At 43.5% G+C, this 14,870-nt stretch carries 10 protein-coding genes; 1 reads left to right on the forward strand and 9 read right to left on the reverse strand.

Going from position 1 to position 14,870, the window contains the following annotated elements; translation table 11 throughout:
• Nucleotide 1 precedes the first annotated feature (1 nt).
• From speE to LWP20_RS14925, 9 genes are all read right to left on the reverse strand, one after another.
• Nucleotides 2–1,297, reverse strand: a complete 1,296-nt coding sequence (gene speE, locus LWP20_RS14885) for a polyamine aminopropyltransferase (protein ID WP_242928964.1) — start codon at nucleotides 1,295–1,297, stop codon at nucleotides 2–4.
• 427 nt (nucleotides 1,298–1,724) lie between these two features.
• Nucleotides 1,725–2,399 (reverse strand): chemotaxis protein CheC, encoded by a 675-nt coding sequence (locus LWP20_RS14890; protein ID WP_242928965.1) that lies wholly within the window; start codon nucleotides 2,397–2,399, stop codon nucleotides 1,725–1,727.
• Nucleotides 2,400–2,408: 9 nt separating this feature from the next.
• Nucleotides 2,409–4,043: a chemotaxis protein CheA gene (locus LWP20_RS14895; protein WP_242928966.1), complete on the reverse strand. Its 1,635-nt coding sequence runs from the start codon at nucleotides 4,041–4,043 to the stop codon at nucleotides 2,409–2,411.
• The gene (locus tag LWP20_RS14900; RefSeq protein ID WP_242928967.1) at nucleotides 4,040–5,158 is read right to left on the reverse strand and encodes a chemotaxis protein CheB; all 1,119 of its coding nucleotides are present in this window, start codon (nucleotides 5,156–5,158) and stop codon (nucleotides 4,040–4,042) included. Before LWP20_RS14900 ends, LWP20_RS14895 begins: the two co-directional genes overlap by 4 nt.
• A 57-nt stretch (nucleotides 5,159–5,215) precedes the next feature.
• Complete coding sequence (locus LWP20_RS14905; RefSeq protein WP_242928968.1) at nucleotides 5,216–5,578, reverse strand: response regulator; 363 nt, start codon at nucleotides 5,576–5,578, stop codon at nucleotides 5,216–5,218.
• Nucleotides 5,579–5,619: 41 nt separating this feature from the next.
• Nucleotides 5,620–6,207, reverse strand: a complete 588-nt coding sequence (locus tag LWP20_RS14910; RefSeq protein ID WP_242928969.1) for a chemotaxis protein CheW — start codon at nucleotides 6,205–6,207, stop codon at nucleotides 5,620–5,622.
• Between the two features lie 15 nt (nucleotides 6,208–6,222).
• The gene (locus LWP20_RS14915) at nucleotides 6,223–10,758 is read right to left on the reverse strand and encodes a HAMP domain-containing protein (RefSeq protein WP_242928970.1); all 4,536 of its coding nucleotides are present in this window, start codon (nucleotides 10,756–10,758) and stop codon (nucleotides 6,223–6,225) included.
• A gap of 146 nt (nucleotides 10,759–10,904) precedes the next feature.
• A complete protein-coding gene (locus LWP20_RS14920) occupies nucleotides 10,905–11,651 on the reverse strand; it encodes a ParA family protein (RefSeq protein ID WP_242928971.1) in 747 nt (248 codons plus the stop codon).
• 109 nt (nucleotides 11,652–11,760) lie between these two features.
• A complete protein-coding gene (locus tag LWP20_RS14925; RefSeq protein WP_242928972.1) occupies nucleotides 11,761–12,255 on the reverse strand; it encodes a SixA phosphatase family protein in 495 nt (164 codons plus the stop codon).
• A gap of 167 nt (nucleotides 12,256–12,422) precedes the next feature.
• Between LWP20_RS14925 and topA the strand changes: the two genes are divergently transcribed.
• Nucleotides 12,423–14,864 (forward strand): type I DNA topoisomerase, encoded by a 2,442-nt coding sequence (topA, locus tag LWP20_RS14930; protein WP_242928973.1) that lies wholly within the window; start codon nucleotides 12,423–12,425, stop codon nucleotides 14,862–14,864.
• The last annotated feature ends 6 nt before the right edge of the window (nucleotides 14,865–14,870 follow it).

Here is a 14,870-nt window from a genome sequence, read left to right on the forward strand (position 1 = left end):
ACTACTTGTTTGCTGTTGTATTTAAAAGCTCTTTTACAAAGTTTGGAAGTGCAAAGGCAGCTGTATGAATATCTTCGTTATAATATTTCAAGCCTTGCTCTTTCGAGAATCTGGCAGCTGCTTCACGGTCGAATTTCATTGGGTGAGACTCGCCTTTAGATGAGTATGAGAAGCTCCATGTTCCTGTTGGGTAAGTAGGTATAGCAGCCAGGTAGCAATGCACTTTATCCTGACCAAATATCTGCTTATAGGTATCGTAGATCTCAACAAAAACACCACTGTTAAAGCGAGGCGATTCAGATTGCGTAATCATAACACCATCCGGCGTAAGGCAACGGTATACTTCCTCGTAAAACGCAGCGGTAAACAAACCTTCACCTGGGCCAACCGGATCTGCAGAATCAATTATAATAAGGTCATACTTCCCGTCAGCGCACTCTTTAATATACTTTATACCGTCGTCAACAAGCAAGTTAAGGCGTGGGTTATCAAAAGCTACAGCCGTTTCAGGCAGGTGTAGTTTACAAGCTTCAATTACAAGCTCATCTATCTCCACTAAAGTAACTTCCTCTAACTGCTCATAGCGTAATAATTCACGCACTGTGCCTCCATCTCCACCACCAATTACAAGCGCACGTTTAGCTTTTGTATGGCTGAACATAGGCACGTGTGTAATCATTTCGTGGTATACGTACTCATCTTTTTGCGTGCACATTACCATGCCGTCTAACGTGAGCATATTGCCATACGCCAGGGTTTCGAACATTTCTACACGCTGGTAAGGCGAATCTTTTTTGTAAAGCTGGTTACCTGAGTGCTTTAAAGACAAAGCTATATTTTCATCGCGCTCTGTAAACCATACATCACGTGTAATTGTACCTAATTTTTCCTGAGGCTGGGCTGATACATCACGCAATGACTCCAGGTTAAAATCCATGCGCTTAAGCAGGTCCAGCTGACCGCGACGGCACTCCATAGCAGAACCATGGCTGGCTTCAAATGCATCTTTCAAATACCTGTAAGATACCCATGGGTCAACAGAATCTCCGCAGGTGAATAAGTCAACCGCTGCATAGCCATATTCAGGCCAAGTATGAATAGCCAAATGACTTTCCTGAATTACCACAACCCCGGAAACTCCGTACGGCGAAAAGTGGTGAAAAGTACTGTTGATTACAGTTGCACCAGCAGTTTCGGCAGCTGCAACCATGCTGTTTTCGATGTGTACTACATCGTTCATCAGCTCAGGAGAGCAATTGTAAAATTCAACTAAAATGTGTCTTCCTAAGGCGTTCATTAATCAGGTATGAAGATTATAAAAGTATTTAAGAGGGCAAAAGAAACAAATCTATAGCTATTATCAAAGATAGATAAACGACTATAAAAGCCAACAGGTTATACTTTAGCCATTTAGGCCCTGAATGAAAAGTATAAATACTAAAAGGTACTTTAAATTGAAGGAGGGAATTGCAATAGACAGGAAACTATTATATTTCCAATCGGGAATGGAAATGTAAAATAGAAATTAAAAAAACAGCAAGATTTTAAGATTGGGAGTCTTAAAATTGCGGATTAACAGGTATAACACCTTAAAGTAATTACTAGTGTAACAGCAAAGTATAATATACTTCATTTTTTAAAATACAACCCAAAACATAGTATACGGATGAGCTATACTTTATTGGTATACATACTTCTAAGCTGAAAGATAAAGTATACTGGATTTATTCAGTGTCCAGTATGTTGTTCTTATCTACGCTGAAGGTTCTGATAATTTCTAGAATCTTTAAAAGTGTATTTGTATCAAAAAACAGTAAGAGTGGTAATTCTACTTTTTTAAAGTTGTGCGTAAACTGCGTAATTACTGTAAATACTAATGGCTGAAATAAAGGATGCTGCACCAGTATGTCCTTTAATGAATCGGCAATATGGCTTTTAGGGGCCTTTGGCGGAGAACCGTAAATATTTGCCTTCAGGATATTTGCCAGTTGTGTTACCAATGCGCCGGTAATAATATTACTGATTTCCAGTAATAGTGATTCCTGCATTACATTAAGCTCACCTTTTTGTACGTCCAACAGACCCAGGCAAACTTCAGATAAGCGCGCAATATGATCATCGGAGAATAACATGAGCGTTGCGCCATTAAAATCGCCTTTTATATCCGATTGTATGATAGAGTGCGTGGTTTCATACTTGGCAACCAGTTGCAAAAGGTCCTTCACCTCGATAAGTTGGATATCGGGCACTTTTAAAAGAACTTTATCTTTGGCAATGGCAGCAAATGAATCAGCAGCACGTGCGAGGCCAATGTTCAGTATCTCTTTAATTATATCACGCTCCAGCTCCGATACATGAGGCTCTATCATAGTAGTCGTATTTGTAGGTTTCTTCTCCATCCCTTCTTTCTATCTGCGATGAATAAAATATCGTGTTATTGCCGGTACATCCAGTACCAAGCAGACTTTACCTGTACCCAACAGCGTAACCCCTCCATAAAGGTCAATAGTATCAAGTGGCTTGCTCAACGGCTTTACCACTATATCCTGCTGTCGGTACATCTTATCAACTATCAATCCAAGCTTCCTGTTGTTGTAAGATACAATAATAATATTCTGTATCAGGCCGCTTAGTTTGGTTTTATCTCCGAGTCTCATTGTTTCTTCAGGAGCGTTCAAAAGTTCATTCAGGTAAACAACGGTAATAGTCTCCCCTTTTACGTCTGCCAGCAGTACATCGCCAACTTCGTGAAGCTCGTCTGTTTCCATTGCTACTACAGACTCAGTGTGTATCAGAGGAATAGCGTAAAAAATATCCGCTACTTCGAAAAGCAGCGCTCCTTTAACGGCTATTGAGGTAGGTAATTGCATTGTAAAACTGGTGCCCTTACCTTTTTCAGAATCTATATTGATACGCCCGCCAATAGAATCGATTGCGTTTTTAACAACATCCAGGCCAACTCCTCTACCCGAGAACTCGGTTACTTCTTTAGCTAGTGAAAACCCAGGTTCAAAAAGAAAACCTAAAAGATCAGAGTTGCTCAGGCCTGCGGCAACATCAGAGGCAACTAACTTCTGCTCTACTGCTGCCTTACGAACCTGCTTGAAATCAATGCCTTTACCGTCGTCAGATAGTTTAATCACAACATTGTCCCGGTCGTTACGAGCCACAAGCGATACATGCCCTTCCCTGGATTTACCTTTTTTCTCTCGTTCTTCCGGACGCTCTATACCATGGGTAATGGCATTTCTAACAAGGTGGAGAAGCGAGTCCGTAATAATCTGAAGTATGTTACGGTCAATCTGAATTTCCTGTCCGATAAGACTCAGGTTTATAGTTTTACCTTCTGCCGTGGCTATATCCCGGATAATTCTGGGGAACTTGTTAAACAAAGAACCTATACTTACGAGGCGGGCATCCATTACACTGTACTGCAGTTCCTCCGTAATACGGTACAGGTGCGAGCTTACGCTTTTCAGTTCATCATTATCAAGTTCACGACTTATCGACAAAACACGGTCACGATCTATCATCAGCTCCCCAACCAGATTCAGCATGTGGTCAAGTTTCTTGATCTGAATGTAGATGAGATCGGAAAGCGAAAGATTTTTAGAAGTATTATAACGTTGTACCTTCGCCAGCTCGATGGTGCTGCCAGATAAATTATCAACGATGATATCGAGGTTACGGAGCAATACCGGGTCGGGCTCGCCGTAGCTATCGTTATCAATGTTAGTGATAAGATCACCAAGCAGGTCTATACCATCAAAAAGAACGGCAACTACTTCATCACTGAAACTAAGTTCTTTGTTCCTGATAAGGCTAAAGGCAGTTTCCAGTTTATGCGAAAGGTCAGAAATATGCAGGTAACCAATAGCTTTAGCATTTGCTTTCAGGTTATGGAGCAAACGGAATATCTCCGCCAGAACCTGATCGTCCTGCGGTCTCTTTTCCAGATCGCTTATATGCCTGTTAAGAGCATCATAATACTCCAGCGCCTCGGCTATAAATATTTCTTTATATTCCTGTTCTCTCGATTTCATGCATTACTGTCAGTAGAACTGACCTTGTGCTGCCGCAACACATACTTATTCAGGAAGTATGAAATCTGCGACAATGGCAGTACCTTATTTATATAGCCGCTATCTATAGCTGACTTGGCCATCCCGAAAATAGCCGATGATTCTTCGTCCTGAGCGATCAGCACGCCTCCTCTTTCTTTAATATAACTGGCACCAACTGTACCATCCTTACCCATACCGGTAAGTATAACTCCCACCACGTTTTTAACTCCACTAACTGCTACCGATTTCATCAGCAGGTCAATCGACGGATATTCATCAGAAGTATTGTTGTCTTCAGTAAAACCAATACGTAAGTTAGCAGCATTACCCATAATTGAGTTGGCAACCATATTACGGCCACCTGGAGCAACAATAACTTTTCCCGGTTTTAGCATAAGTCCGGTTTTACCTTCAACCACATTTAAAGGTGTAATTTCCTTTAGCCTTTTGGTAAAAGTGGTACTAAAACCAGCCGGCATATGCACTGCCACTAAAACAGAAGCATTAATGTCAGGTGCCAGCTGCTTGATTATACTTTCCACAGCCAGTGTTCCGCCCGTTGATGCCCCAATCACTATTATGGTATCAGCGGTAACATTTTGCTTACTAACAGCATGTTTCTGTTGTTGAATTGAAACTTCAGGAACCTGATTAACCAGCCGTTTAGCATCACGCAATTCTGATTGCAGCACTGCCCGTACTTTAAATAATAGTTCATCTTTCAGAACACGGTAGTTCGGGAAATTCTTCTGCCCTTCCGGCTTAAAGACAACAGCATAAACTCCAATTTCAGTGGTTTCTTTTATTAAGTCCAATGTATGTTCCTCCTGATGAAGCAACAAAACGATCGGGGTAGCCAACTCACTAAAAATGCGTTTAAGTGTGAACAGGTTGTCATGCTTTAGCAAACCAAGGTCTGCCACAATAACATCTGGCTTTGTTTCCTTCAGTTGTTCTAAAAGTTTATCACTATCCGGCACTACACCAACTATAGTAATATCCTTTTCACTGTTGAGTATATCCTCCAGCACTAACCTTGTATAGCTCGACTTATCAGCAATCAGTACTCTTACTTTATTCTTAAGATCCTGCACTACTTACTAGCTCTACTATTAAAACTCACTAAAATTTACTCATTAAATGGAAATGAGCTATGCACTTAATGCTTTGCTTACTACCTCAAGTACCTTTTCTTCTGAAAAAGGCTTTACTATGTAAGCAAGTGCACCATGATCAAGCGCTTCGTTAACGATTACTTCCTGGCCTACAGCACTTACAATGACAATCTTCATATCAGGCTGCTCACTTTTTATACCCTTAAGTACATCAAGTCCGGTGTTATCAGGCAAAATCACGTCAAGTGTGATCAGGTCCGGTTTAGTCTCTTTTGCCAGCTCTAATGCAGTTTGCCCGTTAGGGGCCTCACCAACTACTTCGTAGCCTGCGTCAGTAAGCATGTTCTTCAGCATGGTGCGCATGTAGAAGGAATCGTCAACAATAAGAATTCTATTCATAATTTCTTTTGCGTTTCTACAGTTAAATCTGTTTTTGGGAGTTATTCAGTTAATTCCGAAATTTCATCGTGGGTCAGGATCTTAAACATATCCAGCACAATGATCAAACGGTTATCAACTTTGGCGATGCCTTCAATATAGTTTTCATGGATATTGATATCCTGAAGGAAAGCCGGGGTTTTATCTATTTTAGAAACAGATAAATTTAATGACTGTGGTACTTCGCGAACAACAACGCCTATACTATAATCTTTTGCTTCGATAACAAGTGTATAGGTTAGTAGCGAACTGTTCGCATCTATTACAGGCCTGATTCCAAATCGTTCCTCCAGATCCATAATTGCGATAATATCACCACGGATATTGGCTACTCCCTTCACAAAATCAGGTGTGCGGGGCATTCGGGTAACATTCGGAGTAACTGTTACCTCTTTTACTTGTTCAATCCTAATGGCATAATCTTCGGCCCCAAGTTTAAAAACTATAAGATGGACAGTCTCTTCTGGTAAATGTGGATTAGGAGTTGTTTCTGAAGGTCCTGCTTCGTGTAAATCAGAAGAAGTGGGAGCCGAATCAACCGGCTCCGCTAATCCTTCATTATCTATACTTTTATTCTTATCTCTCTTCATTTTCAACGCTTCTAATTATTTTCTGCCTTCTCCTGATCTGCTTGTAATAGCAGAATTTCCGGTTGCTGGTCTGTTATTGCCAGCTGGCTGCTTTTGTAGCTTGCGTTGTACCGGAACAGATGCCAGTCGACGATTTTTAGCGTTATTATCGAAGAAAAGATTACCATCAACAAGTTTGAAGGCTGAAATACTGATCTGCAGATCGGCTGCAATATCGTTCAGGTTCTGCGAAGATGAGGTCAGTTCCTGCATCGAAGCTGAAAGTTGCTTGGCAGTGCTTGCCACTTGCTGCGTACCAGAAGCTGTCTGTTCCGCAATGGCTACCACTTCCTCCACATACTTCACAACGTCGCCGATTGATGATTTCTGAACTTCTGTTGCAGTTAAGATATCCTGTGCAGTACGAAGCGTTTCGCCACTGGAAGCTGCAATGTTCTTAAAGGCGCCTGATGCTTCGAATGTTGCATTTTTACCTTTTAATACACGGCCTTCCATGGTTGAGATAGCTGTTGCTGCAGAAGCTGTATCTTTCTTCACATCCTCTACCAGCGTAGCAATTTCACTGGCTGATTTACGAGAACCTTCGGCAAGCTTTCTGATCTCTTCGGCTACCACCGCAAAACCTCTACCTGCCTCTCCTGCTCTGGCCGCCTCAATGGCAGCATTAAGAGCAAGTAAGTTGGTTTGAGCCGCGATATCTGTGATTACACCTAGTGATTTCGATATCTCCTGAGAACGCGTACTTAATACTTCAATCGTCTTAGCAGTAAGAGCAGCTGAACTGGAAATTTCTTCCATGTTCTTTACCACTTCTGCTACAGTTTTAAGACCAAGCTGGGAAGTTTCCTCACCTAGTAATGCCGATTTGTTCACTACTTCAGCACGATTAGCGGTTTCCTTCGTCGCCTTCATGATCTCTTCGATCAGTTTAAATGCCTGGTCAGTCTTGAGGGCCTGGTTCTGAGCACCTTCTGCCATCTGCTGCATTGCAAGCGCAACATCCAGCGTAACGCGGTTCATTTCTAAACCTTTACCAGCCATTTCTTCAGAAGAAGTACCTACTACAAGTGAAGAATCGTTGATTTCGCCAAGTAGTGAGTTCAGGTTGTCTACCGCAAGGTTAAGGGCCATTGCCATATCAAGTATATCACCTGCTGTTGGAGCCTCTACTTTTTGGGTAAGATCACCTTCAGAGATGGCACGTACCACACGTGATACATCCAGCATCGGAGCAACTATAGACTCAAGCAGATCATTCAAGGTATCTACCAGTTCTTTCCAGCTACCACCAACACCCTGCAAAGTCGCACGCTCGGTCAGTTTACCTTCCACACCGGCTACTCTTGCCACACGGCTAACCTCACCGGCAAGTCTGTTCAGGTCATCCACCATCGAGTTGATAGTTTCAGCCAGATCAGCAACCTCGCCACGAGCTTCAAGTCTCAGTTTCTGCGTTAAGTCTCCTTTAGATACTGCAGTTACTACTTTTACTATACCTCGTACCTGAGTTGTCAGGTTCGAAGCCATTGTATTTACATTATCAGTAAGGTCTTTCCAAACACCGGCAACATTCGGCACATTCGCCTGTCCGCCTAGTTTACCTTCTGTACCCACTTCAAGCGCCACACGGGTTACCTCACCTGCAAATATGTTTAGTGAATCCACCATTCGGTTGATGTTTTCCTTCAACTCGCCTAATTCACCTTTCACATCCACCGATACTTTCTGTGTTAAGTCACCTTTCGCAACAGCGGTAGCAACTTTAGCGATGTTACGCACCTGAGAGGTCAGGTTGCTCGCCATGGTGTTTACATTGTCGGTAAGCTCTTTCCAGGTACCACGTACTTTCGGTACGTTGGCTTGTCCACCCAACTTACCTTCCGTTCCCACTTCACGAGCTACACGGGTTACCTCGTCAGCGAAGATGTTAAGTGAGTCCACCATCTGGTTTAAGTTCTCCTTCAGGTCCAGGATCTCACCGCGGGCTTCCACTGTGATTTTCTGGCTCAGGTCACCTTTCGCAACAGCGGTAGCAACTTTAGCAATATCACGCACCTGAGAAGTCAGGTTAGAAGCCATATAGTTTACGTTGTCAGTCAGGTCTTTCCAGGTTCCACCAACGTTCGGCACGTTTGCCTGTCCGCCCAGTTTACCTTCAGTACCTACCTCGCGCGCCACTCTGGTTACTTCATCACCAAATATATTAAGTGAGTCCACCATCTGGTTTAAGTTCTCCTTCAGGTCCAGGATCTCACCACGGGCTTCCACTGTGATTTTCTGGCTCAGGTCACCTTTCGCAACAGCTGTGGCTACTTTAGCAATGTCTCTTACCTGTGAGGTAAGGTTAGATGCCATGTAGTTTACATTATCGGTCAGGTCTTTCCAAACGCCACCTACATTAGGAACTGCAGCTTGTCCGCCCAGTTTACCTTCCGTACCTACTTCAAGCGCCACACGAGTTACCTCATCAGCAAAAATGTTAAGCGAGTCCACCATCTGGTTAATGTTAACCTTCAGTTCGGCCATCTCTCCTTTTACATCCACCGATACTTTCTGGCGAAGGTCGCCCATTGCCACCGCAGTTGCTACGTTGGCGATGTCACGCACCTGTGAGGTTAAGTTTGCCGCCATCGTGTTCACGTTGTCGGTCAGGTCTTTCCAAACACCACCTACATTAGGTACAGATGCCTGGCCACCCAGCTTACCTTCAGTTCCCACTTCACGTGCCACACGGGTTACCTCGTCAGCGAAGATGTTCAGCGAGTCCACCATCTGGTTGATGTTCTCTTTCAGCTCGGCTAATTCGCCGCGTACATTTACTGTGATTTTTTGTGTTAAGTCGCCTTTCGCAACGGCAGTTGCTACGTTGGCAATGTCACGCACCTGAGAAGTCAGGTTCGAAGCCATGTAGTTTACGTTGTCAGTCAGGTCTTTCCATACACCGGCAACATTCGGCACGTTGGCCTGGCCACCTAATATACCCTCAGTACCTACCTCACGTGCCACGCGGCTTACTTCCGCGCCAAACACATTCAGTCGGTCCACCATTTCATTCAGAATGTCTTTCAGTTCACCCAGCTCGCCTTTCACATCAACAGATACTTTCTGTGCCAGGTCGCCTTTCGCCACCGCAGTTGCTACATTGGCAATATCTCGCACTTGAGAGGTCAGGTTACTGGTCATCAGGTTCACATTGTCTGTGAGTTCCTTCCAGGTACCTTCTACTCTTGGTACATTAGCTTGTCCGCCCAGTTTACCTTCTGTTCCTACCTCTCTGGCAACACGGGTTACCTCACCAGCAAATACATTAAGAGAATCCACCATCTGGTTGATGTTCTCTTTCAGCTCGGCTAATTCGCCGCGTACATTTACTGTGATTTTTTGTGTTAAGTCGCCTTTCGCAACGGCAGTTGCTACGTTGGCAATGTCACGCACCTGAGAAGTCAGGTTCGAAGCCATGTAGTTTACGTTGTCAGTCAGGTCTTTCCATACACCGGCAACATTCGGCACATTGGCCTGGCCACCCAGCTTACCCTCTGTACCTACTTCACGTGCCACGCGGGTTACCTCGTCAGCGAAGATGTTCAGCGAGTCCACCATTTGGTTGATGTTCTCTTTCAGCTCCGCTAATTCGCCGCGTACATTTACTGTGATCTTCTGAGTCAGATTACCTTTTGCTACCGCAGTTGCTACGTTGGCAATGTCACGCACCTGAGAGGTCAGGTTCGAGGCCATGTAGTTTACGTTGTCGGTCAGGTCTTTCCATACACCGGCAACGTTTGGCACTGATGCCTGGCCACCCAGTTTACCTTCCGTACCCACTTCAAGTGCCACACGGGTTACCTCACCTGCAAAAAGGTTAAGGTTATCAATCGTACGGTTGATAGTTTCCGCCATGATCTTAAAGTCACCGGAAACAGGGATCTGGAATGTTTCGTCCAGGTTACCACGCGATATATTCTTAAGTACTTTGCCTACCTCTAGTACCGGAACTGCGATAGAATCAACAAGACCATTGATATTGTTGATCATGTCTTTCCAGAAACCGGATGCATTCTCAGCCGAAGCACGGGCTTTCAGGTTACCCTCAACTCCCGCTACTTTCGAAATTCTCGATACCTCACCACCTACACCACCGATCATTTCCACCATCGAGTTATAGGCTTCCGCTATCTCCGCAAAAATATCGTTGTTCTGCTTTGTCAGTCGAACAGAAATATCACCCTTTTTAAAAGCATCGAGGGCATACAACACTTTGTTCAACTGTTCGCTGATGTATTCCGGCTCCTGTGGCAATACCTGGCTTTTAGTAGCCTTGCCATTTTTGCCGGGTGCAACTGTAGTTGTTACAGAGCTTTGAGCTACTGGTTTTTCCGAAGCAGCTTTTTTACGCGATGTAGCTGCCATAGCATCTGCAGATACTTCACCAATGGATGCAGTAGCAGCCGGGGTTTCTTGCTTAGCATTAGGGGCAGGTGTACTTTCGGATTTGGCTTCCACGTCACTGATGAGCTTGTCTTTGCTCAACTTCAAATTTTTACCTAAGGCCATATTGAGTTTAGTTGCGTTGGGTATCGTAAATGCACTAAAATAAACTAGAGGTTAAATATAAGTCTTTATATATATACTCAGCTACCTCAGCCATTAATTCTTATGCAAATTAGTTAAATTATTTATAGTACTTCTGAAAGGCACTTTTATGCTTTTAAAAATTCTTCCGCAAGTGCTTTGTAGTCTTTAGCACCGTTAGATGAACTATCATAATCAAGTATACTTCTTCCGAATGATGGTGCCTCGGCCAACTTTACATTAAGCCGTATCTGGCTGTCAAAAATTTTCTCCTTCACATTTTCACGTAGGTACTCCAAAACTTCCTGGCTTAATTTACGCCTGATATCAAACATCACGACTACGATGCCTTTTATTTTAAGTTTCGGATTGAAGGCTTTTTTTACCTTATTCACGGTATTCATGATCTGGTCCAGACCTTGTAAGGTCAGCACTTCCATTTGCAAAGGTATAAGTACTTCCTGAGCTGCCGTAAGTGCATTTAGTGTCAAAACAGATAAAGACGGAGGACAATCAATCAGCACATAATCAAAACCTTTCAGTTGAGACAGGAGCGATTTGAGAAATTTTTCACGCTCCGGCTGAGATACTAACGATATCTCTACATCAACAAGTTCATTAGAGCCGGGAGCAATGTATAACCCATCTTTCTCAACTATAATATCAGCTATTGACTTAGTGCCTAATAAGGCTTCTGCCAGGGTGGCATCAGGGCTGGCAACATCCAATGAATAAGATAAATTACTCTGAGGGTCAAGATCTACAAGGAGAACTTTTTTACCTAATTTACTGAGTGAGCTACCCAAGTTTATAGTTGTAGTGGTTTTGCCAGTGCCGCCTTTCTGGTTAATTACGGCCACAACAGTTGTCTTCATAAAGGTATAGCGGTTCTTACTTTTAACAGCCTAGTTTGCTGGTAAGTTGGCTAAAGCTATTAAAAATATAGTAAACCCGAAAGTATAAATTTTGCTTTTACAGGTTTGTTTAATGTATCTGCTTTGTATTCAGGCTATGAATTATACCTGTAGTATAGTTTATTTCCTCCCATTTTTCGAGATCGAGTTCAATGGCTAATACCTGTGCGGGCTCTAAATAAGCGATGTGTTTAGCTGTGAGGGAGCGGGCCAGTTGGGTAACACCAGGATTGTGACCAACAAGCAGCACAGTTTTGATATTATCAGCCAATTTACTTAATTGTTGAACCAGTTGGGTCTCCCGTGCATTATATAACTCCGGTTCAAAAGCAATTTCATCTTCGCTAAAGTATAACTTATTAGCCATAATGGTGGCAGTAGTACTGGTTCTGCGTGCCGGACTTGCAATAAGCGCATCTACTTTATGAAAATGGTCGCGTAGCCATTGAGCCGTGTTCCGGGCATTTTGTATTCCCTCTTTTGTAAGCTCTCGCTCAAAGTCTGGTTGCAGCGGAAATGGTTCAATAGCATCGGCGTGTCGGCAAATGAGTATAAGTCTTTGCATATAATTAGCAGATGTGTTCGTATAGAAGCATGAAGTTTTATTGTATAACTGAGTAGCAGGCGTTTACCCCTTATTAAACCGATGTTATACGTAAGAGATTATAATTGTTAAAAAAAATATTTGAACTTTGGGCAAATTTGAGCCTTGCTCGCCTGTAAATATAAAGGATGATAAAAAATTTAGTTATAGTTGAGTCGCCTGCCAAGGCCAAAACAATCGAAGGGTACCTAGGCAAAGATTTTATTGTAAAATCAAGCTTCGGGCACGTACGCGATCTTCCGAAAGATAATAATGCTATAGATATTGCACACGGTTTTAAGCCAACCTATGTTATCAGCAACGATAAAAAGGATGTGGTAGCCCAGTTGCGCAAACTTGCAAAAGAAGCAGAAGTAGTTTGGCTGGCATCAGACGACGACCGTGAAGGAGAAGCTATTTCGTGGCACCTGACTGAGGCACTTAACCTGAACGATAGCAAAACGCGCCGAATTGTTTTCCGTGAGATAACCAAGAACGCTATACTTAATGCCATTAACACGCCACGAAGTATAGACATGGACCTGGTGAATGCACAACAGGCACGCCGCGTACTCGACCGTCTAGTAGGCTTTGAGCTTTCTCCTGTTCTCTGGAAGAAGATTAAAGCAGGGCTTTCTGCCGGACGGGTACAATCTGTAGCAGTGCGCCTGGTAGTAGAGCGTGAGCGTGAAATAGAGCGTTTTAAATCAGAGGCATCTTTTAGAATTACAGCTGTTTTTGATGTGCAGGGTAAAACACTGGAAGCTGAATTACCTACCAAGTATAAAACCGAAGAAGAAGCACATGCTTTTTTACAGCGCTGCCTCGGAGCTAATTATACTATAGAGAACCTGGAGACAAAGCCATTAAAACGTAGCCCCGCCCCTCCATTTACAACTTCTACACTACAGCAGGAAGCCAGTCGCAAGTTATACTTCTCGGTTGCTCAAACTATGAGCATTGCCCAGAAGTTATATGAAGCCGGTAAGATTTCTTACATGCGTACCGACTCGCTTAATTTATCGGAAGAAGCGATCCAGGGTGCATCAACAGCTATAGAAAAGTCTTTTGGTGAACGTTTTGTAAAAACCCGCCGCTTTAAAACAAAATCGCAAGGTGCGCAGGAAGCTCACGAAGCCATTCGCCCAACTGATTTTGGCGCTTTAACAGCAAGCTCAGACCGTAACGAACAACGCCTTTACGAACTGATCTGGAAACGTGCCATTGCCTCACAGATGGCTGATGCTGAGATTGAGAAAACAACAGCTACTATCGGCATTTCATCTCAGCCAGAGAAATTAATAGCTACCGGCGAAGTAATTAAATTCGAGGGTTTCCTGAAAGTATACATCGAATCTAAAGATGACGAGGAAGGAAGCGACGAAGATGTAAAAGGAATGTTGCCGCCATTAAGTATAGGTCAGCAGCTTATCCTGCGCCAGATGTTGGCAACACAGCGTTACTCCCGCCCTGCCCCACGCTACACGGAAGCCAGCCTTGTTAAAAAACTGGAAGAAATGGGCATTGGCCGACCATCTACTTACGCTCCTACTATCTCTACCATACAGAAACGTGGTTATGTAGAGAAAGATAGCCGCGAAGGTAAGGAGCGCCCATACCAGGTGCTTACGCTGATGAACAATGAGATCACAAAACAGACCAAAACAGAACTGACCGGTGCCGAGAAGGCTAAGCTCTTCCCTACTGACATGGCTATGGTTGTGAACGATTTTCTGGTAGAGCACTTCCCTAATGTAATCGACTATTCTTTTACAGCACGTGTGGAGGCTGAATTTGATGAAATTGCACAAGGCCAGAAAGAGTGGGAAAATATGCTGGAGAATTTCTACAAGAAGTTTCACCAGAATATCGAATCAAGCGAAAGCATAAACCGCGCTGACGTATCAGGTGCGCGTGAAATTGGCACTGACCCCGCTACAGGTAAAAAAGTAATCGCAAAGCTTGGCCGCTTTGGCCCATATGTGCAGTTAGGCGAAGAAAACGAAGAAACAGGCGAAAAGCCAGTTTATGCAAGTCTGCGCAAAGGTCAGTTTCTGGAGAGCCTGGCAATAGAAGATGCGCTGGAGCTCTTTAAACTGCCTCGCATAGTTGGTATGTATGAAGACAAGGAAATGAAAGCTGCTATAGGCAGGTTCGGTCCTTATATCAGCCACAACAGCAAATTTTACTCGTTGCCAAAAACCATAGACCCGCACACAATAACTGCTGAAGAAGCTATAACACTTATCGAAGCGAAGCGTAAAGCCGATGCCGAAAAGTTAATCAAGTCTTTCCCTGAGAATCCTGATATACAGGTGCTGAATGGCCGTTTCGGACCTTACATTGTTGCAGGTAAAAAGAACGTTAAAATCCCGAAAGGAAAAGAGCCTGCAGAGCTTACCCTGCAAGAGTGCCTTGACCTGGCAGAAGCAACTCCAGAGAAAAAAGGACGGGGTGGCTTTAAGAAGAAAGCGGAGCCTACTGCAGAAAAGAAACCAACTGCTAAAAAAGCGGCAGCAACTAAAAAACCAGCTGCTAAAAAAACCGCAACAGGTACTGCGAAGAAGCCTGGCGCAGCAAAGAAGAAATAAAACAAT

Source organism: Pontibacter vulgaris (assembly GCF_022758145.1).
Classification (GTDB): Bacteria; Bacteroidota; Bacteroidia; order Cytophagales; family Hymenobacteraceae; genus Pontibacter; species Pontibacter vulgaris.